At 54.9% G+C, this 21,393-nt stretch carries 14 protein-coding genes; 7 read left to right on the forward strand and 7 right to left on the reverse strand.

Translation table 11 applies throughout. The features are described 5' to 3' along the window. Window positions 1-44: 44 nt before the first annotated feature. Both NEA10_RS17485 and NEA10_RS17490 read right to left on the reverse strand, forming a co-directional pair. Complete coding sequence (locus NEA10_RS17485) at window positions 45-962, reverse strand: NAD(+) kinase (protein WP_252662627.1); 918 nt, start codon at window positions 960-962, stop codon at window positions 45-47. Between the two features lie 119 nt (window positions 963-1,081). Further along, window positions 1,082-2,068, reverse strand: a complete 987-nt coding sequence (locus NEA10_RS17490; RefSeq protein WP_252662628.1) for an SDR family oxidoreductase — start codon at window positions 2,066-2,068, stop codon at window positions 1,082-1,084. A 250-nt stretch (window positions 2,069-2,318) separates the two neighbouring features. Here NEA10_RS17490 and NEA10_RS17495 point away from each other — a divergent pair, with 250 nt between their 5' ends. After that, window positions 2,319-2,711: an ArsR/SmtB family transcription factor gene (locus NEA10_RS17495; protein WP_252662629.1), complete on the forward strand. Its 393-nt coding sequence runs from the start codon at window positions 2,319-2,321 to the stop codon at window positions 2,709-2,711. Window positions 2,712-2,748: 37 nt separating this feature from the next. Here the strand turns inward: NEA10_RS17495 and petM are convergent, their stop codons facing one another. After that, window positions 2,749-2,856 carry a cytochrome b6-f complex subunit PetM gene (gene petM, locus NEA10_RS17500; protein ID WP_159790662.1) on the reverse strand — a complete coding sequence of 36 codons (108 nt, stop codon included), beginning with the start codon at window positions 2,854-2,856 and terminating at the stop codon, window positions 2,749-2,751. 104 nt (window positions 2,857-2,960) lie between these two features. Here petM and pdxA point away from each other — a divergent pair, with 104 nt between their 5' ends. From pdxA to NEA10_RS17530, 6 genes are all read left to right on the forward strand, one after another. Further along, window positions 2,961-4,010, forward strand: coding sequence for a 4-hydroxythreonine-4-phosphate dehydrogenase PdxA (gene pdxA / locus NEA10_RS17505; RefSeq protein ID WP_252662630.1), 1,050 nt, complete (start codon window positions 2,961-2,963; stop codon window positions 4,008-4,010). Between the two features lie 308 nt (window positions 4,011-4,318). After that, a complete protein-coding gene (locus tag NEA10_RS17510; protein WP_252662631.1) occupies window positions 4,319-5,761 on the forward strand; it encodes an NAD(P)/FAD-dependent oxidoreductase in 1,443 nt (480 codons plus the stop codon). Beyond that, complete coding sequence (locus NEA10_RS17515; RefSeq protein WP_252662632.1) at window positions 5,755-7,017, forward strand: NAD(P)/FAD-dependent oxidoreductase; 1,263 nt, start codon at window positions 5,755-5,757, stop codon at window positions 7,015-7,017. The genes NEA10_RS17510 and NEA10_RS17515 overlap by 7 nt, the downstream gene beginning before the upstream one ends. 33 nt (window positions 7,018-7,050) lie before the next feature. Further along, on the forward strand, window positions 7,051-7,437 hold the full coding sequence (locus NEA10_RS17520; protein ID WP_252662633.1) for a DUF1667 domain-containing protein: 387 nt from the start codon (window positions 7,051-7,053) through the stop codon (window positions 7,435-7,437). 222 nt (window positions 7,438-7,659) lie between these two features. Continuing rightward, on the forward strand, window positions 7,660-8,130 hold the full coding sequence (locus NEA10_RS17525) for a rhodanese-like domain-containing protein (protein ID WP_252662634.1): 471 nt from the start codon (window positions 7,660-7,662) through the stop codon (window positions 8,128-8,130). A 173-nt stretch (window positions 8,131-8,303) separates the two neighbouring features. Beyond that, window positions 8,304-11,987 (forward strand): tetratricopeptide repeat protein, encoded by a 3,684-nt coding sequence (locus tag NEA10_RS17530; protein ID WP_252662635.1) that lies wholly within the window; start codon window positions 8,304-8,306, stop codon window positions 11,985-11,987. A 97-nt stretch (window positions 11,988-12,084) separates the two neighbouring features. Here NEA10_RS17530 and NEA10_RS17535 read toward each other — a convergent pair whose 3' ends face one another. The 4 genes from NEA10_RS17535 to NEA10_RS17550 form a co-directional block, all read right to left on the reverse strand. Continuing rightward, complete coding sequence (locus NEA10_RS17535; protein WP_252662636.1) at window positions 12,085-16,887, reverse strand: hybrid sensor histidine kinase/response regulator; 4,803 nt, start codon at window positions 16,885-16,887, stop codon at window positions 12,085-12,087. Between the two features lie 44 nt (window positions 16,888-16,931). Beyond that, a complete protein-coding gene (locus NEA10_RS17540; RefSeq protein ID WP_252662637.1) occupies window positions 16,932-20,261 on the reverse strand; it encodes a methyl-accepting chemotaxis protein in 3,330 nt (1,109 codons plus the stop codon). A gap of 167 nt (window positions 20,262-20,428) precedes the next feature. Next, complete coding sequence (locus NEA10_RS17545) at window positions 20,429-20,965, reverse strand: chemotaxis protein CheW (RefSeq protein WP_252662638.1); 537 nt, start codon at window positions 20,963-20,965, stop codon at window positions 20,429-20,431. A gap of 12 nt (window positions 20,966-20,977) precedes the next feature. After that, window positions 20,978-21,343, reverse strand: coding sequence for a response regulator transcription factor (locus tag NEA10_RS17550; RefSeq protein ID WP_068789591.1), 366 nt, complete (start codon window positions 21,341-21,343; stop codon window positions 20,978-20,980). Window positions 21,344-21,393 lie beyond the last annotated feature (50 nt).

The raw sequence follows: 21,393 nt of genomic DNA on the forward strand, positions 1-21,393 counted from the left end.
AGGGGAGGGATTCCCCTCGGGCGATCGCCCCCAAGTCTCGCCACTTAGGGTAGTTCCACGGAGGTGGGTTTGGCGATATGGGGCAATCCCCAGCCCAGTTTTTCCCGCAAGACTCGGAAAAACTCCGTCGGACGCAGACGCAGAAAACGGGCGCTATAGTCAGATTTTTCAATGACGACGTGATCGTCGGGTAAGACATAACAACCGGCATTGCCATCTACCACCATCATCATCCGTTCCCGGGTCGCCGGCAACACCTGTACCGGTTCCGTATCCGAGAAAATCAAGGCCCGGGAGGCGAGGGAGTGGGGACAAATGGGCACTAACTGAAGCACTTGGACGTTAGGGGTAATCACGGGGCCGCCGGAGGAGAGAGCATAGGCCGTTGAACCGGTGGGAGTGGAGACAATCACCCCATCAGCGGCAATATCGACGGGGGAATGCTGTCCTACCATCACCTCAAAGTGACACATACTGGTGAGAGGTTCTCGATGCAAGACCATCTCATTGAGACAGAGGGCTTCCCAGAGAACCGTTCCTTCTCGCAAGACACGCACAGTGACCATGGTGCGTTCTTCGATACGACAGTTTCCCTGAAAGACGGCCTCTAGGGCACTGTCGAGTTGACTGATATAGGTTTCCGTCAGAAACCCCATATGTCCTGTGTTGACCGTTAATAGGGGAATCCCCAGGGGGGCCACCTGACGGAAGGCGGCTAAGACGGTTCCATCGCCCCCGAGGACGATGCCAAAGTCAACATCTGGGTCAAAGCCAGGGGGAACTAAGCCATGAATCGGGGTGTGACAAACGGGACTATCAGGTTTGGAGTGACCTAGAATGCCTCCCATGCCCGTTGTAACCCGCACCTGGCATCCCCGGGCGGTCAGATCCTGTTCGAGTTGCGTTTTAATGCGACAGGCAGCGGGTTTAATTTCGTTGTAGATAATGCCAACTTTCGGCACGCTCGGAGTTTACCTCTTGGGTTGTACGTTGAACAATCTGTTGAGGGATGGCGATGATCCCAGAGTATCTTCTCATGAATGTTCCCTAGGACAAGGGTGTAATTGAGGTTTTTGGGGGTCTAATCCGAGGATTTGAAGGGCGATCGCTGCCGTTTCTTGCGTGCTTTGGTTTTTTCTTGTTCGTACTCAATTTCTTTGAGTTTCTTCATAATGCGACTGTGGTACTCTTGCAGGTAAGCTTCCAGAGTCGTCATTTCGTTGGGGTTGATGTCAAAGACGGGATAGACGTCATCCATCTCGGCGGTGAGGGGATTTCCGGAGGCCAAGACTTCGGCAAAATCGAGGCGATCGGCAACGTTCCAGCCCCATTGAAAGAAGCGGGCTGCCCGGCGTACGGTTCGTAATAATCCCAGAGGGGCGCGGGTGATGCGGGCGTTGCGGCCAGAAAGACGTTCGCAGAGTTGGATGATGTCTTCGGCACTCCAGGCCCGAGTTCCCACCACAGGATAGGTTTGATTGGCGGTTTCAGGAATGCTGAGGGCCTTCACGGCAAATTTGGCGATGTCCTGGGTGTTGGCGTAGGCGATGGGGGCGGCTTTGCCGGTAATCCAAACCGGTTGATTGTCGAGGATGGGGATGGCATATTGACCGATTAACCCCTGCATAAAGCCTGCCAGTTGTAAGACGGTATAGTCGAGTCCAGATTCGGCCAGAAAACGCTCGGTACAGCGTTTGATGTCCATGAGGGGAACATGGGGATATTGGTCATTGTTGAGGATGGAACAGAAGACAAACCGCTCAACTCCCGCGTGTTGGGCCGCTTGAATGAGGGCCACTTTGCCATCCCAATCGACTTGTTTAATACTCAGCGAGTCAGTGATGCGAACGGTGGCGGCATCAATGACATGGGTAATGCCGTCCAAGGCTGGGGGTAGGGTACTGGGATCGCAGAGATCCCCACGAACCAGTTCCGCACCCCATTTTCTCAGAAATGAGGCTCGGTTAAAACTGCGGACAAGACAGCGGACCGAATATCCTTCGTCGATCGCTTGACGGGCAATTTGTCTTCCTAGGGTACCGGTGGCACCAACGATTAATAGGCTCATGGGGATCTCAGTAACGACAGTCGCTCCTCCTAAAACCAGTCCCAGCGCAGTGAGGATCGAGACAAGACGATAGACTGGGCCGACTCTAACTTGTCACAAATGTTAACATATATTAACGACATCACCACAAACTTCTCATCTTCTGCCAGAAATTTCAGGGAGTGTTGTGGTAGAGAGAGGCTTTAAGGTTCGTCTCGGTGACAGATTGAGGTCGAGAGAGGCTGGCTTTGGGTTAAACTAAAGGGTAATTATGGATAAATCGCAGCCTAGCCCTCAATCTCAAACCCCTCATTGCTCGGTTCGCCATCCGGTGGATTTAAGTGAGGTGCGATCGCGGCGATCGCAGCTACTCGATGTCGACAAAGCCCAACGCATGGCCGCCTTCTTTAGTTGTCTGGGCGACCCCAATCGGCTGCGCATTCTCTCGGTCTTATCCCAGGGCGATCAATGTGTCTGTGACCTGGCGGCAGTGGTCAATATGAGTGAGTCAGCGGTCTCTCATCAACTGCGCACCCTTCGCGCCCATCGTATTGTGGGCTACCGACGACAGGGGCGTAATGTGTTCTACTATCTGCAAGATGACCATGTGGCCAATCTCTACCATGAGATTGCCGAACATCTCGATGAACCCGAGGACTCGTGAGGGAGAGCCACGTCCCCCCCACTCGGGTTGAGAGGACTTAGGCCTCTTCGCCCCCTTCAATTTTCAGGAGGAGGAAGCCTAAACTCAGACCCAATAAAATGAGGGTGGACGAGAGAATCGCTGCGTTGAAAATTTCTCCGCTCATAGTTTTAATGTAATTTGATAGGGTTTGCCTTAATTCTCCCTTAGTATAAAGCCGCAGGGGACACTTCCCTGTGCTTTGCCCCTTAGTCCCTGGTTTTGTGCCCTATGTCAACCCCCCGTCTGGCCCTCACCCTTGGCGATCCTGCTGGAATTGGCCCGGAAATCGTCCTCAAAACCCTGGCAGACCCTCATTGTCCCAGTTCTCAGATAACCGTGGTGGGGAGTCGTCGGGTGTTGCACGACACCTATAGGCGACTGCGGGGGATTTGCGAGATGACCGGTTGGGGCGATCGCTGTCAGCCTCTCAAAGATCCCGACGCCATCAACCTCATTGATATTGACACCGACCCCGCCACTCCCGGAGAGGGAACAGCGGCGACGGGAGATGCCAGTTTTGCCTATCTGCAAGCGGCCATCCAGCGGACTCAAGCGGGGGAGTTTGATGCCATTATCACCTCTCCCATTGCCAAATCCCTCTGGCATCAGGCGGGACACATCTATCCAGGACAGACAGAATGTTTAGCCCAGGGGGCGAACTGCGATCGCTTTGGCATGATGTTTGTGGGGCGATCGCCCCATACCGGCTGGACTCTACGTTCCCTCCTCGCCACGACTCATATTCCTCTGCAAGATGTCCCGCAAGCCTTAACCCCGGAACTGCTAACGGAGAAATTAGATTTACTGGTGGAGTCGCTACAACGAGATTTTGGCATTGGGGCCCCGGATATTGCCATCGCCGGCCTCAACCCCCATAGTGGCGAAGCGGGAGACTTAGGACGAGAGGAAGTCGAACGCCTACAACCCTGGTTAGAGGAGGAACGTCGCCAACGTCCTGGGATTAAGTTACGGGGACTCACCCCCCCCGATACCCTCTGGGTGAACCCCGGACGGGCCTGGTTTGAACGGGCCGATGTGCCGGTTTCTGATGCCTATTTAGCCCTTTATCATGACCAAGGCTTAATCCCGGTGAAGCTGATGGCCTTCGACTTAGCCGTCAATACCACCATTGGCCTACCCTTTATCCGCACCTCCCCTGACCACGGAACCGCCTTTGACATTGCCGGTAAGGGAATCGCCAGTACCACCAGCACCCTGGCGGCGATCGCCCTGGCTCAAGACCTGGCCCTACGGCGACAACGCCTTAACATCCATTAAACTCGATATCCTTAACATCTGTTTAAATTGCCCGTCCCAATACGAAGATTCACAACAATTTAAGGTTTCCGGGGCAATCGGCAAAAACTTGATGACTATACTAGAAAGATGAGTGGATATCAAGAGTTTTCGGGGTTTTGGCCCCCCGGTTTAGCCGTTTGAGAACTGAAACGAGCGTTCGTTAGCATAAAAACGAGCTTCTGTCAACTCATCGCTCCCGCTCAGCTTAGATCGGATGGTGAATAGTCCGTTAACAATACCCCATCGCTATTCACCCTTGAGAACACTTCACTGCTATAAGGTTCGCCATGGTTTACGACGTACTGATTATTGGCGGCGGCGTGATTGGCTGTACCATTGCCCGAGAACTGAGTCGCTATGCTATTACCACCGCCCTGATTGAGAAAGAAGGAGAAGTGGGCTTTGGAACCAGCAAAGCCAATAGCGGCATTATTCACGGCGGCCATCACGGTCCCCCAGAAACCCTCAAAGGACAACTTGAATGGGAGGGAAACCAACAGTGGGATACCCTCTGCGAGGAACTAGGATTTGGCTTTAAACGTATCGGTGAACTCACCGTGGCTATGGCCGAAGACCAACTCGCCACCCTAGAGAAACTGCAAGATTACGGGACCCGCAAAGGGGTTCCCGGCTTAGAACTCTGGGATGGCGATCGCATCCAAGCCGAAGAACCCCACATTAGTGAGGAGGCGATCGCCGCCCTCTACGCCCCCACTACGGGAGTGATTAACCCCTACGAGGCCTGTTTTGGTCTGGCAGAAAACGCGGTCTTAAACGGAGTCGCCCTCAAGTGCGATCGCCCTGTCACGGGTATCCGCCAAGAAGGGGAAACCTGGATTGTCGAAACCCCCCAAGAGACCCTTCAGGGACGCTTCATCCTCAACGCCGCCGGACTCTACGCCGACAAAATCGCCGAGATGGCCGGAGTTGGTAGCTTCCGCATTCGTCCCCGCAAAGGGGAAGAATACCTCCTAGATAAACGGTTGCAAGGCTTCGTTAAACGAGTCATCTTTCCCTGTCCCACCGCCGTCTCCAAAGGAATCCTCGTGATTCCCACCTACGACGGAACCCTCATGGTCGGCCCCACCGCCGAGTATGTCGACAGCAAAGAAGACCTCACCACCACCGCCGCCGGCGGTCAAAACGTCTTTAGCCACGTCACCCAAGTCGTTCCCGGAATCAGTCCCCGAGATTGCATCGCCGAATTTGCTGGCTTGCGGGCCGTCACCGACAGCGAAGACTTCATCATCGGCCCCAGCGCCAAACGCGGATTCATCAACGTCGCTGGGATTCAATCCCCTGGACTGACTGCTGCACCGGCGATCGCCACCCTCCTCGTCGAGATTCTCCGGGATGAAGGCTTATCCCTAACTCACTCAGACGACTTTATCCCCACCATCCCCAAACCCATCCATTTCGCCAGCCTCTCGACGGAAGAACAAATGGAACTGGCGGCCAAAGACCCCAGTTACGGACGCATCGTCTGTCGTTGCGAATTCATCAGCGAGGGAGAAATCCGGGATTCCATTCGTCGTGGGGCCAGTACCCTCGATGGGATTAAATTCCGCACCCGGGCTGGAATGGGGCGCTGTCAAGGAGGCTTCTGTACCGGCCGCTGCATGGAACTCATCCAGGAAGAACTCGGCATTCCCCTAACGGCCATTACCAAACGAGGCGGGGACTCCTGGGTGGCCCGTCCGCGACATGAAGAGGTGTCCCAATCATGCTAATTACCAATCCCAAACATCTGAAACCCGACTATGATGTGGTCGTCGTCGGTGGCGGTCCCGCCGGGATGGGGGCGGCCATCGGGGCCAAAGAAAGTGGCGCCGAACGAGTCCTGGTGGTCGATCGCGAAAAAGAAGCGGGAGGGGTTCTGTTGCAATGTATCCATCCCGGCTTTGGCCTCCATCATTTCAAAGAAGAACTCACGGGCCCCGAATATGCCCAACGCTATCTGGAACAGGTCTTAGACCAAGACATCGACCTAGCCACCGATAGCTATGTTCTGGATTTAGACCGAGACAACCGGGTCAAACTCATGTCCGGCCAAGCTGGGGTAAATGTTCTCTCTAGTAAAGCCGTGGTGTTGGCTATGGGGGCCCGGGAACGCACCCGAGGGGCCATCCGCACCCCAGGAACCCGCGTCTCTGGGGTTCTCACCGCCGGCTTAGCCCAACGCTTTGTCAACATGATGGGCTTATTGCCGGGGAACCGGGCCGTGATTCTGGGGTCGGGGGATATCGGCTTGATTATGGCCCGACGACTGACCCTCGAAGGAGTGGAAGTGGTGGGGGTCTATGAAATTATGCCCCATGCCAACGGCTTGAACCGCAATATCGTTCAATGTCTCCAGGACTTCGATATTCCCCTGCATTTGTCCACAACTGTGGTGGATATTCATGGGGGCGATCGCCTCGAAGCGGTCACCGTCGCCCCCGTGGATGGTTTTACCCCCGATATGAGTCGCCGTCAGCGGATTCCCTGTGATACCCTGCTGCTGTCCATCGGTCTAATTCCCGACAACGAATTAGCCCGCCAGTTGAACTTACGCTTTGACCCCATTACCAGTGGTCCTTTAGTCTCCAGTACCATGGAAACTAGCAAAGATGGGGTGTTCGCCTGTGGCAATACCGTTCATATTCACGACTTGGTGGATTTCGTCAGTCAGGAGTCAGAACTCGCCGGACGCAACGCCGGACTCTACGCCCGGGGCCAACAGCCGCCCCCCGATAATATTCGGCTGATTCCCGGGGAAAATGTGGGCTACTGTGTTCCCCAGACCATTTCCAGCGATCGTGACCACACCGTTTATATGCGAGTTCGTCGGCCCATGGAGAATTGTCTGTTGCGTCTGGGAGAGGTGTACGAGAAGAAAATCCGTTTTGTTCTCCCCGCCGAAATGGTCAACATCAAAGTACGGCCCAAGTTTTTACAACAGTTCCATGGGGACAGTCTACGAGTTGACATTGTGCCCCAACCGTAACCCCGCCAGACCATCCCTTGGGAGGAAGAAACAATGACCACAGCAACACAACAACCTGAAACCACCCATTATCTCTGTATTGGCTGTCCCATGGGCTGTCGCCTAGAGGTGGATGATATCGAGGGGGAAGTGGTAGAAGTTCGAGGCAATAGCTGTCGTCGCGGCGATGCCTATGGCCGCCAAGAACACGTCGCCCCCAAACGCATGGTGACCACCACTGTGCGCGTCGAGAAGGGCCGCTGGGCCCGGCTACCGGTGAAAACCCGCGATGCTATCCCCAAAGAGTTAATGGGAGACCTCTGTGATGCCCTCCATAGCCTAACCCTTGAAGCCCCAGTTTCTATGGGCGATGTGGTTCTCGGCAATGCCCTCGATACTGGGGTCGATGTGGTGGCCTCACGGGATATGCCGAGGGAATAGGTGAGAGAGGCAAGAGGCAATAGGCAATAGGCAATAGGGGGGGAAGAGGCAATAGGCAATAGGCAATAAGCAATAGGCAAGAGAAAAACGGCCTTCTTCCCCCTACTGCCTACGGCCTTCTTCCCCCCTACTGCCTGCTGCAATCCCCTCCTGGGAGGGGTTAGGGGTGGGTTATGCCTACTGCCTATGGCCTGCTTTTTTCCATTTTTTGTCCTATTTATTTTGGCTATCACTTCCATGAAAAAACTGTTGTTGACCCTGATTCTTGCGTGTCTCTGTAGTTTCTCAATTGCCCTATCGTCGGCCCTGGCCAGCCATACTGCCGACTCGGTAGAAGTGTTCGAGGCGATCGATGAATTTCTGACCTCGATTCCGGCTGATTATCACCGAGTCGGGGACACCCAAGCCCTCAAAGACCTCATGAAGCGAGACAATCCCCTCGTCATCGATGTTCGCGAACCCTCCGAATACGCCGATGGGCATATTCCCACTGCTGTCAACATCCCCCTGCGAACTATCAGTCAAAACCTGAATCAGATTCCCAAAAATCGCCCAGTCGTCCTCTACTGTCGCAGTGGCTATCGAACCGCCATGGCACTCACCAGCCTGCAACTCCTCGGCTACGACAACGTGCAATCCTTCACCCCCAGTCTCGCCGGTTGGCAAGCCGCCGGAGAACCCATCGAACCCTAGACTCTCCCATCTCCCCCCTTCCCATCGTTTTTTTTATAACGCTGAATAAGCTCTCCCGGCTCAGAGGTATACAATTTTAGGAATATCCCCTAGTACCCCAGACGGAAGCTGAGAACCAACGGATAGGGGCGGATCGATGAACGTCACTAGATAAAATCGGGAGGCGGGCAATCATGGCTCATAGGGGCAAGTGGGTGGGGATGCTGGTGACGACGGCCCTGTGGCTGTCAGCAGTGGAGGGGGTCATGGCCGCCGGACGACGGCAAATCCCTCTCCCTAATCAGGGAATCCCTTGGGAATTGGGGCTTTGGCCTGACTTGAGTGCAAACCCGGTGGCGGCAACGTTGCCAGTCATAGACTTAGAGACAAAATCCTTGGATTGGAAAGCTGGGTTGCCCTTGCCGCCAGCACCGCAAGGATTGGGCAAATTGGCATCTTCGCAGCCCCAGACGGGGTTAAAGCAGGCTGAAACCGCAGCCCTACTAGAGGTCGAAGGGGAACTAGAGGATGGTGATGAGGTCTTACCGGATGGCAGTTTGTACGACCTACACACTTTTGAGGGTGAAGCGGGACAGTTCGTTGAAATTCGCCTCGATAGTGATGACTTTGATGCCTATCTAATTCTGGTTGGTCCTGAGGGTGAGCGGGTCGCAGAAGATGATGATGGTGGTGAAGGGTTCAACGCTCTAATCTCTATTCAACTTCCCAAAACGGGCCGCTATTCGGTGATTGCTAATGCCTATGACGCTTCGGGACGGGGACGCTATCGGCTGACGGTGGTGGCCATTAGGGCTGAAGAGTATCAACGGGAACAGGAGCGTGCAAGTGCGAATGCTGAAGCTGACCAATTGCTCCAGCAGGGAATTGAGCAGTTCAACCGCAGTCAATTTCGAGAAGCGTTGGCCTCTTGGGAACGGGCGTTAGAACTCTATCGAGCAGCAGGGAATCGCGCTGAGGAAGGCCGGGCCCTGGGGAATTTGGGCAATGTTTACAACAGTCTGGGGCAGTACGAGCGCGCCATTGCCTTCCATGAACAACACCTAGCGATCTTGCGGGAGATCGGCGATCGCGCTGGGGAAGGCCGCGCCCTGGGAAATTTGGGCATTGTTTACGACAACCTGGGGCAGTACGAGCGCGCCATTGACTTTTATGAACAATCCCTGGCTATTACCCGCGAGATCGGCGATCGCGCTGGGGAAGGCCGCGCCCTGGGAAATTTGGGCATTGTTTACGACAACCTGGGGCAGTACGAGCGCGCCATTGACTTTTATGAACAATCCCTGGCTATTAACCGCGAGATTGGCGATCGCGCTGGGGAAGGCCGGGCCCTGGGGAATTTGGGCAATGTTTACAACAGTCTGGGGCAGTACGAGCGCGCCATTGACTTCTATGAACAATACCTGGCGATCGCCCGCGAGATCGGCAATCGGGCTGGGGAAGGCAACTCCCTGGGTGGTTTGGGCAATGTTTACGACAACCTGGGGCAGTACGAACGCGCCATTGACTTCTATGAACAATACCTGGCGATCGCCCGCGAGATCGGCGATCGCGCTGGGGAAGGCAACTCCCTGGGTGGTTTGGGCAATGTTTACAACAGTCTGGGGGAGTACGAACGCGCCATTGACTTCTATGAACAATACCTGGCGATCGCCCGCGAGATCGGCGATCGCGCTGGGGAAGGCGGCGCCCTGGGAAATTTGGGCATTGTTTACGACAACCTGGGGCAGTACGAGCGCGCCATTGACTTCTATGAACAACACCTAGAGATTGCCCGTGAGATAGGTGATCGCGCGGGGGAAGGCCGTGCCCTGAACAACTTGGGTGTTGCTTACCGCAGTCTGGGGCAGTACGAGCGCGCCATTGATTTCTATGAACAATCCCTAGTAATCGCCCGCGAGATAGGCGATCGCGCTGGGGAAGGCAGCGCCCTGGGAAATTTGGGCATTGTTTACGACAACCTGGGGCAGTACGAGCGCGCCATTGACTTCTCTGAACAATACCTAGCGATCGCCCGCGAGATAGGAGATCGGGCTGGGGAAGGCAGCGCCCTGGGCAATTTGGGCAATGTTTACAACAGTCTGGGGCAGTACGAGCGCGCCATTGACTTCTATGAACAACGGCTGGCGATCGCCCGCGAGATTGGCGATCACGGTGGGGAAGGCATCGCCCTGGGCAATTTGGGCAGTGCTTACTTTAGCCTGGGGCAGTACGAGCTCGCCCTAGAGCAGTACTGCCAAGCCGTCGCCCTCTTTAACGAACTCGGTGCCCGGGCTGAAGAAGCCACCGTCCTCAGCAATATCGGCAGACCCCTCAACCGCCAAGGCCAACCCGAACTCGCCATCACCTTCCTCAAGGCCAGCGTCGATATCCTCGAAGCCATACGCGGCGATATTCGCCAGCTCGACACCGACCTGCAACAATCCTTCACCGACACCGTCGCCGACGACTACCGCCGCCTCGCCGACCTCCTCCTCCAACAAGACCGCGTCCTCGAAGCCCAAGAAGTCCTCGACCTGCTGAAACTACAAGAACTCGAAGACTACCAAATCCGCAACGTGCGAGGCACCGAGGAAACCCGCCAAGGGCTGTCCTTCTGGCAACCCGAGCGGGAAATTATAGACCGCTTCTACAGCCACTTAGAAACCCATACCGACCCCCAAACCTTCTTCACCAGCACCGCGATTACAGAGCGCGTTGCCCAACTCCAACGTAATGCCCGCAGCCAAAACCCTAACCCGGAACAACTAGCCCGCCTGCAAGGCAACCTGCAACAAGCCGGTAACGCCGCCCTACTCTATCCCCTCGTCCTCGACGATCGCCTGGAACTCGTCCTGGTCACCACCACGGGCATTTCCCGCCACACTGTCTCTGTTGACCGGGTGCAGCTAAACCGGGTGATCGCCGCCTTCCGCTCCGACATCCTAGACCCGTTCAGTCATCCCCACCCCAACGCCCAGCAGTTGTATCAATGGCTAATTGCCCCCTTAACCCAGGAGATTGACCGAGCGGGAGCCGAAACCATCCTCTACGCCGCTGACGGCCAATTACGCTATATTCCCCTGGCGGCCCTCCATGATGGTGACCAATGGTTGACCCAGCGTTATACCGTCAACCACATTACTGCCGCTTCCCTGATGGACTTCTCCCAATCCCAAGCCGCTCCCCTGAGCATCCTGGCTGGAGCCTTCCCGGCTGAAGACTTGGCGGTAGAGGTGGCGGGGGTACAACGATACTTCAATGGTCTGCCTTACGCCCAGGTGGAGGTGGAGAATCTTGAGGCTAACTTACCGGGGACGGTGGCCTTTTTTAGTGCGGGATTCAATCGTCAAGCCATTGAGCCTCGCCTGGGAGACCACACCATTATTCACCTGGCCACCCACGGAACCTTTCAATCGGGTCATCCCAATGACTCGTTTATTTTGCTCGGGGATGGCGATCGTATTACCCTGTTTGACCTCGACCAATGGGAGTTACCTAACGCTGCCCTGGTGGTGCTCAGCGCCTGTGAGACGGCGGTGAGTGGGCCGGAGTTGGGTACAGGGGTGGAGATTCTGGGGTTTGGGTATCAGATTCAGCGTACCGGGGCCCGGGCGGCGATCGCCTCGCTGTGGGTCGTCAGTGATGGCGGGACCCAGGTGTTGATGAATGGCTTCTATGGGGCCATGCAACTGGGCTTACCCAAGGCGGAAGCCCTGCGAGAGGCCCAGATGGCTTTGATTACCGGGGACTATACGGCGGTAGGCGGTCGTCGGGGAGATATAGAGATTCGGGGCGGGCAGAGACAAAACCCCATGGGAGATCCCCTAGCTCATCCCTACTATTGGGCGCCGTTTATTCTCATCGGCAATGGGCTGTAGCATCCTTTAACGAAGAACATCCCCACCTCTTGCCCCTTGGCTCTTGCCTCTTGCCTCTTGCCTCTTGCCTCCCCCCTGTTCCCTGTTCCCTCTTCCCCTAATCACTCCCCACCGGTTCCGACGCCGTCATCAACACCTCCCCATTCAGCATTCGCGCTGCTGCATCTAACAGCACTTCTTCTAAATAGGGTTTCGTGAAATAGCCTCGCGCCCCCAAATCTGCTGCCTTGCGTTTCATTTTCTCTGCGGTCCGGGAGGTGAGCATGGCGATGGGTAAATCCGAGAGATACTCGTCATGATACATCCGTTCCAAGAGTTCCATCCCGTTCATACGGGGCATTTCCATATCGCAGAAGACCAGTTCACAGGGTAAGCCCGATCGCAGTTTTTCCCAGGCTTCCTGGCCATCCCGGGCCTGTTCGACGCGGTAGCCGGATTTTTTAAAGGTCATCGACAACAACTCGCGCACGGTAATCGAGTCGTCCACAATCAAGACTAAGGGTTCTGTCTTCTCTTCCTCAAGGATTTCACCCTCTTGGCCCGCTAACTCTTCGGCGTTCCAAAGCAAATTACTCGAATCATGACGGACGCGGCCCATGGACAGATCAATTAACTCCAGCACATCGGCAATGGGGACAATTCGTCCATCCCCCATCACCGTGGCTCCCGTAATTCCCGTCGGTTTGGGAATGGGGCCCTCCAGTTGTTTGATCACGATTTCCTGTTCCCCGACAATTTGATCGACGGAGATGGCTAAATAACTCCCCGCTGAGCGCAGAATCACCACGGAAATCGTATCCTCCTCCAGGTTGGCCCCGTACATCTGCGATCGCCGCGAGGTGCGGTTGTAGGTAAACAACTCCCGCAGCGGCTGATAGGGAACCTGACGATCGCGCCATTGCACAAAGGCCCGTCCATCGGCCTCCGTGACAATGCGATCGACCGGCAAATTATCCAACACTTCCCCAACCCCATCCATCGGGAAGGCAATGGGGGCGCGATCGCTAATACAACACAGGGCCTTAGAAATACTCAGGGTTAACGGCAAACGAATCGTAAAGGTCGTCCCTTTGCCCAAGGTCGAATCCGTACTCACCACCCCGCGAATTTCATTGAGTTTGGTGTTCACCACATCCATCCCCACACCCCGTCCAGCCAAGTCATCAGCTTTGTCGCGGGTACTAAACCCAGGCAACAGCAACAGATCATAAATATCCAAACGAGTCATTCCCTGGGCCTGTTGTGCGGTAATTAGCCCCTTCTGAATCGCTTTATTTTTGACCTTCTCTGTGTCAATCCCCGCCCCATCATCGGCAATGGCAATAATAGTTTGGTTACCTTGGTGGAACGTACTGATGTTAATTTTTCCCGTGGGGGGTTTGCCTTTGGCGTGCCGTTCCTCTGGCGTCTCAATGCCGTGAGCTATAGCATTATTTACCAAATGTGTCAAGGGATCAGTGAGATGTTCCAGAATCATGCGGTCAATCAGCGTCTCGCGACCATCGACCTGTAACTCTACCTGCTTGCCAAACTTGAGGGCATTATCCCGCACCCCTCGGGGTAGGCGGTCTGCCGCATTGGAGAAGGGAACCATGCGCGATCGCGTTAGGCCTTCTTGTAACTGAGTGGTAATCTGCCGCAACTGACGAGTCACCTGGTCATTCTCATCCACCAAGAACTCAATATCCGAAGCCGACTCTCGCACTCGCACAATCAACTCAATGATATCCTGAGCCTGTTCATGGAACGCCGTAAAGCGGTCCATCTCCAGAGCGTCATATTCCCCATCGTCCTGAGCATGATGACTATGTCCTTGCATCTGTCCCTGAGTAATTAAGCTAGGATCACCGCTATTCCTCGCCCGAGATTCAGCTGCATGAAGGGACTTACGATGCTGACGACTAGCTAAGAGTGCCATCTCCAGCAACGTTCGCTCATACAAATCCTGCATTCGTTGCCCCACTTCCGTCAGTTGACTGACTTGGTGCAACAAATTATCGAGAAACTGTCGTAACCGTTCTTGGTCCTGTTCCAAGCTATTACGATTCACCACCAACTCCCCAACCAGGTTACTCAAATTATCCAGTTGTTTAATGGGAACCCGCATCGTTTGCTCAAACGCCGGCCGCGTGGTGCGTTTGGGCCGGCCACTCCCCCCTGCTGAGCGACCCGTTGTTGGGGGTGTTTCGTTGGCTCTCTGGGGAGGTCGGCTCGTGGCCCCCAAGGGTCCCGTTCCATCAAGATCTAAGAGATCTTCGAGATCTTTAAAATCATCCGTTGCCTCTTCAGCAGGGGCCGACAAAGTTGGGGAATCCGTCTGATCTAAATAGGCGGCTAACTCGTCGAAGCCATCCTCCCCTAAAAATTGTGGGGCAATACTCAACAGCACCTGTAACTCAGGAAACTCATTGACAACGGCAATCTCCATCTCAGGAGCAACCTCAGTCAACTCCTGTGGCCGAGTTCTATGGGGGGCCGGCTCCGGGGTTTCGGCGGTGGCTTGGGAGTCTGACGTTTCCTCCTCTGGGAACTCATCAGCAAACATATCATCAAAGTTCAAGTCTTCCTCATGGTCGGCTTGGGGTTGCAGCTGAATCTCGGCGGCGAAAGAAGACCGTTCGTCACGATTTCCGACATCGTCATAGTTTTCCCCTAGGAGGTCATCTAACGATAACTCCTCAATGCTCTCAAGGGGCTCCTGGTCTTCTGAAAAATGGGCTAAATCAAAAGACTCCAGATCTAACCCCTCAGTCTCATCATCTGAGGACTCAGGAACCTCCTCATCCTCGAACTCCAACGTCAACGTCAACTCAGAAGCATCGGGATCTGTCTCAGGTTCCGCCTCTAAATTAAACTCATCCCACTCAAAATCCAAATCCTCATCGGAGGTCTCCATTTCTGCCGATGCTGCCTCAGGTTCCGCCTCCAAATTAAACTCATCCCACTCAAAACCCAAATCTTCATCGGAGGTCTCCATTTCTGCCGATGCTGCCTCAGGTTCCGCCTCCAAATTAAACTCATCCCACTCAAAACCCAAATCTTCATCGGAGGTCTCCATTCCCGTAGACGCCGCCTCGGGTTCCGCCTCTAAATCGAAGTCTAACTCCAACTCATCTAAATCTAAGTCTAAGTCTAAGTCTCCCGTCTGCGTGGTCTCCTGAGCCTTGGTCTGGGTCAGGCTACCTTCGGCCTCATCCTCAAACTCTAGCTCATCAAAGTTTAACTCCTCGTCCTCTGAGTCCAACGAGACGGCCTCGGGTGCAGGGGTCTGTCCGCCATCAAGCTGAAAATCTAACTCAAAGTCAAAGTCTTCCCCCGCCTCCTCCTGTTCGGGAGACATCTCCTCGGACTCATCGACGGCAAAGATGTCGTCAAACTGCAAATCCGACTCGGTGGTGGTCGGATTCCACTGTTGTCCATCGGAACTCCCAAATAAGGCTTCGAGTTCGGCGGTACTCTCATCTCCTAAACTGAGACTTTGATCGAGGAGGGGAGTCTCATCGGCGTCCCCATCCTCAAACTCTAATACATCCAGTAGCTCTGAGCCTGTTTCCGCCTCTGGTCCAGCTTCGTCCAGTTGGTCGTCAGTGCCCACATCCAGTAAATCCTGAAGTTCGTGCGCCTCCTCTGGCACGGCTACTTCTGGTTCAGCGGCTGAGCTGTCATCGTCCCAGGTGTCATCAAAAAGCTCATCATCGGTAAACTCCTCATCATCTCCCCCAGAAGGCTCGGGGTCTGAGCTGTCGTCGTCGAGAAAGAAATCGGAAAATTCGCTATCCTCATCGCTGACCAGTCCATGGGGGGGATCACTCATGCCTGAGGGGTCGAAGTGGCTGACCTCTTCCCATTCATCGAGGTCGTCGTTGCCCCCTTCAAATAAATCGGCCAAACTGCTCAGTTCTGAGCCGCCCACCTCGGGACCTTGAGTGTCGGCGCGACTGGGTTTAGGATGCTCTCTTGAGACGGGAACCTCTTCGACTGGGGATGATTGCGGTTCTCCCAGGCTTCGGTTCGTTAGCTCGGGGGGCTGGTGAATCTCGGATTGAGGGGTCTTGAAGTCCTTAGCGGTATGAGGGGCTAGCTCTAAGAGGGCAGGACTGGGAGCAATATCATCTCCTCGATTGGCTAAGATCAGTTCCTGTCCCTGTTTCAGGTCTTTAATAATAACGGAGGCTAAGCTGGCAAAGGTATTGTTCGTATCGGCGATCGCCCGCTGGGCCGTTTTGACCAAATGAGTCCAAGACTCCAACTCAAACTGGTCCCCCACCTGAGCGAGGAGTTTACAGAGTTGCCGCAAGGATTGGCGGGTTTCCGGGCCATCGGGTTGCTTAAACAGTTGCAGCATCTCCCGCAAGCGGGCCAGCACATCGCTGGTCATGATTAATTGCAGGGCGCTGTCTTCTTCTGATTGAGTGGACAGGGGACTGGTCACCGGTAGGGAAGCCGGGTTAAGGGGCGTGGCGGGTTCTGGTGGTACTTCTCCCCGAGACAGACAATTGATGTAGGTGATCAGTTCTTCACAGACTGGCTCCACCTCGACAATGACGCGATCAGAATCTTGTGTACGCAAGCCCTCGGGACTTTGGAGGCGGTCAACGAGTTCTTGCAGACTATCAAAGATTTGCAGAAATAGGGACTCTAGGCGATGGTCCGCGGCAATGGGGTTATCTTTGAGGATTTTGAAACAGTCTTCGAGGCGATGGGATACGCTTTGAATCCCCCGTAGCCCCAACATGGCGGCCCCTCCTTTGACGGAATGGGCGGCACGAAAGACCTCGTCGAGCATTTCGCGATCGTCGAGGGTGCTGCCGAGATTGAGCAAACCGCGCTCAATGGTGCCGAGGTGATCCCGTGATTCTTCGATGAAGAATCCCATGATTTGTGATTGTTCTGATGCCATGGCTGTTTCGGGTAGTTGCAATGGTCGCCTCTGCCGGGTGAGGTTTAGCGTTCGTTGGTTTCCACACGGAATCGTTCTACGGAGGTGAGCAAGTCCCGGGAGACTCCCACCAGGTTTTGTAACGCTCCCGAGACCCGGTGTGCCTCTTGGGAGGTTTCCTGGGCGGTCAGCTCAACCGCTTGCATGACTTGAGCGACGGCCCGAGAGGTTTCCGTCTGTTCAACGGTGTCAGCGGTAATGGAGCGCACGAGGACATCAATGCGGTTGGCGACTTGGATAATGTCTTCGAGCGATCGCTTGGCCTGTTCGGCGAGTTTTGTGCCGCCGATAACCTGCTGTTGCCCTTCCTCCATTGCCATCATCACGGAACCGGTTTCACTCTGAATCTGCATCACGATCTGTTCGATTTCTTTGAGCGCTTTGGCAGAACGGTCTGCGAGCTGTCGCACCTCGTCGGCAACGATGGCAAAGCCCCGTCCTGCTTCTCCCGCTCGTGCCGCCTCAATACTGGCATTGAGGGCTAACAGGTTGGTTCGGGAGGCAATTCCACTAATAAGGGCAACAATTTTAGAAATTTCTTGGGATGATTCTGCCAAACGCTTGACTTTTCGCGTCGTTTCTGCTACTGTTTCCCGAATTTCTAAGATACTAGCCACCGTCCGTTCCACGGCTTCCCCGCCTTTAAGGGCAGTTGCCGAGGCGGAACGGGCCACTTCTTCGGCTTCTCGGGCACTTTTGGCCACCTGTTGAATGGAGTTGGTCATCACCTGGACTGAGTTCAGGGTTGCCGCTAACTCTTCAGCTTGGCGTAAGGCATCAGAGGCTAAACTGCGGGCGAAGGATTCACTATCGGTCGCCCCTTTACTCACCTGACGGGCCGCCTGTTTCACCTGAAGGACGATTTCTCGGAGGTTCTGAATCGTTAAGTTAAACGAGTCTGCCACTGCCCCGAGAACGTCAGCGGTCACCTCAGCGGTTACGGTCAAGTCCCCACGAGCGGCCCCTTCCACGTCATCGAGGAGGCGAATCACCTGTCGTTGCAGGTCTTCTTTTGCCTGTTCCATCTCCTCCGCCCGTCGTTGGGCTTCGTTGGTGGTGGTATAAATGACCCGGGCCATCTGGTTGAACTTGGCCGACATCTGCCCCAACTCATCCTCAGAGACCACGGCGGCCCGGACGCCGAAGTCCCCTTGAGAGACGGCATCAAAGGCACCCTGTAAATCCACCGTCGTCCGTTTGACCTGGGTAGCACTGAGGCGGCCGAGGAACCAGGTGGTGGCCCCTCCGGCTAAGCCCGCCGTTAGGGACATGGCTAAGCCTCCGAGTTGCACATGGGGCAGCAGGCGTCGGCGCACTTCGATGTCAAAGCGTTCTGAGTTAGCGAGATAGCGCGTGGAAACATGACTAATTCCCGCTACGGCAACCGCTGAGAGAATGCCGGCGGTTAAGGCGGCAATCACGGGTTTATTCTTGAGACTGGCGTTCTCGAAAAAGGAGAAGGGCCCTTGTTCTAGGGTCACGGCTGTCTCTACCGTGCCGCTCTCGGTTTGGGCGAAGGCTGGGACGCGATCGCTGCTGCTGGCGATGGTAAAGAGTTCTTCGTCCTGAACAATGGAACCATCGGTCATATCAGCGAAGTCCATGGCCGAGGACTCCGTCTGACCCCGGCGGCCACTCTGAACGTCCATGGTGGCTTCTAGGAAGCCGGAGGTGGTGTTGAACTGAGAGGAATCAGTGTTGTCTTCACTGTCGAAGTTGGGGATTTCGCCGAGATCGTCAAAGTCTTCAAATTCGTCTAAGAAGTCAACGCTGGAGGCTTGGGGTTCTTCCGTTTCGTCGGCGGTGAATTCCTCATCGTCATAGAAGTCTTCACTGCCAAAATCATCGAAGGCATCAAAATCAAAGCGATCGCCCCCGACCAAATTGGGATCGGGAGTGACAAAGGTCGGATCATCGGTTGTTTCGTCGGGATAGTCCTGAAACTCCTCCTCAGCGGGAGCATCGAAATCGTCAAAGTCATCAAAGCTATCAAAGCCTGAATCATCCCCCTGGCCCGAAATAGGCAGCTCAAAGGGCATCCCATCGTCGGTGGCTTCGGGGGGCAATTCCCCAGCCTCGAAGTCAAAGTCTTCATCAGACTCCGGATAGTCGGCGATCGCCTCTCGGGTTTCTGTCCCGCCTCGGGTATCTTCTGGAGGAGACATCAAAAAGGTATCAGCGCCAGAGGTATCCCGGTCCAGATCGGCCCCATGAAGGGCGCCAAAGCTACCAAAATCTGCATCAGCAGCATCGGGATCAAACTCGCCAAAGGGCACGGCCTCGAGATCATCATCCCAGTCCTCATCCAGATGACCCCCGCTGTTACCTAAAGCTTCAAGATGCTCTGGATCAGCAGCCTCAAAATCATCCTCTGAGAAGGAATCAAACTCGGCAAAGGGTTCGGGGAGAGCCACATCCTCCAAGTCATCTATTCCCTCAGGAGCTGACCCCTCCTCCCCTCCGAGTAAATCGGGCATTTCCTCATCTGGCAGAAAATCGGGCAAATCACCCCATTCACCGCCGGAACCTGTGCTGACGGGCATTTCCTCCTCTTGGACAAAGGGGTTGTCCTCCTCCTCATCCAGCTCCGGGTCTGGCAAGCCGGTATTAGCGACTGTTTCAGCGGTGTCCAGGTCAAACTCGTCGAAGTCCTCCTCAGACTCTAGGCCCTCCTCCAACTCCTGGGGAACTCCCTCTTCCCAGGAATCCAGGTCGCCCCAATCCGGGGATTGGTCGAGGTTAAAAGGATTATCACCCTCCTCATCGCCCTCTTCTGGGGCATCGGGGGATAGGTCGAAGTGACCCAAGTCCCCCTCAAAGTCGTCTTCATCTCCCGTCGGTTCAGTCCAATCATCTCCTAGGGCAAAGGGATCCTCCTCCGGGGCCTCGTCCTCAAACCCCTCCTCAAGCTCCTCATCAAGGATCGCCGTTTCCTCTTCCTGAGACCAATCCTCAGTTAAGACCTCTTCATCAGTCGGGTCGGACGGGCTGCCTTCTAGAGCTTCAAACTCTTCAAATTCTTCAAATTCTTCAAACTCTCCAATAGCACCGCCGCCATTGACATCCACCTGGTCCACATAGGCCAAGGCCTGTTGAGCGTGATCATGAAACTCAGCCTCATCAGTAATCTGAAAGACCTGTTCATACTCACCTCGGGCCACATCATAGTGCTGGAGTCCGCAGTAAATATGTCCTCGAAGTAACCGAGTACTGGGGTCTTCAGGATACTGATCTACGAGCTGGTCAACAAGCGGTGCGGCTTCCTCATAGTTGCCGTCCAGATACACTTGCTGTGCTCGTTCGTACTCGTGAGCAAAGTCAATACTTGGTTCCATCTGCCTCCCCCAGGTTTACCGTCAAAATTCCTCCTTTTCCGCTGCGACGCGGACCAGGTACTCTCGCCAACGGGCAAGGGACAGATGCTCGCCGTTCGTTGTTCCCGTCCGCATAGCGATGTAGAACCAACTCTGCCAGCAGCTTCCCATGGCGCTTATTGTAACCCTCAAGCGGCCCACCGCGCTGAGCGCAGAATTGAGACTTGGTCAAGCAGTCGTAGGGTCACAGGTCGTTCGTTTTCTTCAAAGACCCATTCCCCCCGTAGAAACGGTGCGACACCATCGGGAATGTCCGTTGGCATTTGCAGTTTTTCTACATCAAGCCACTGCATTTTAACAATCCGTTCAACTGCTAACCCTAGTATAGTGTCTTGATCTTCGACCGCGATCACGAATATTTCAGCGCGATCCGTGTTTAGACCGACGGAATCCCCCAAAAACTGGCCCAAATCGGCCACCCAAATTACGCGCCCCCGCACATTGAACGTCCCCAGCAGCAGGGGGGAGACATTGGGCATGGGGGTAATGCGATCGGGGGGAGGATCGAGGACTTCGCGGATTCCCGTTGCCGGAAGTGCCAGTTCTCGTCCTGAGGGAACTTGAAACCTCAGATGTAACTCCCCTTCAGGGGTTTCGAGTTCCTGGAACTCGGAGGCTAAGTCCTCTTGTGACTGCCCCATTAAAAAATCTGGGTTCCCAACCATTAGCCTCGTTCTTTAACCCCGTAACATTTGCTTGACAGTTCCCACCAATTCCGTGGGCTGGAAGGGTTTAGCCACATAGGCATCGGCCCCTTGCTTCATCCCCCAGTAGCGATCAAACTCCTCCCCCTTGGAGGAACACATCACCACGGGTACGTTCTGGGTTTTTGGGTCAGCCTTAAGGCGACGACACACTTCATAGCCATTCATGCGCGGCATGACGATATCAAGAACTACCAAATCGGGAGGATTGCCCTGAATCTTATCCAAGGCCTCCACACCGTCTGTTGCCTCAATCACGGTTAGTCCGCTCCCTCGCAAAAGGTTTGCAATCATCTCCCGCTGGGTCACACTATCTTCAATAACCAGAACTTTACTCATTTACTTACTTACCTGCTCGCGAATCCTGACCGAACGCTCGCGTCCGAACC

The sequence above is a fragment of the Phormidium yuhuli AB48 genome (genome assembly GCF_023983615.1).
Lineage (GTDB): Bacteria > Cyanobacteriota > Cyanobacteriia > Cyanobacteriales > Geitlerinemataceae > Sodalinema > Sodalinema yuhuli.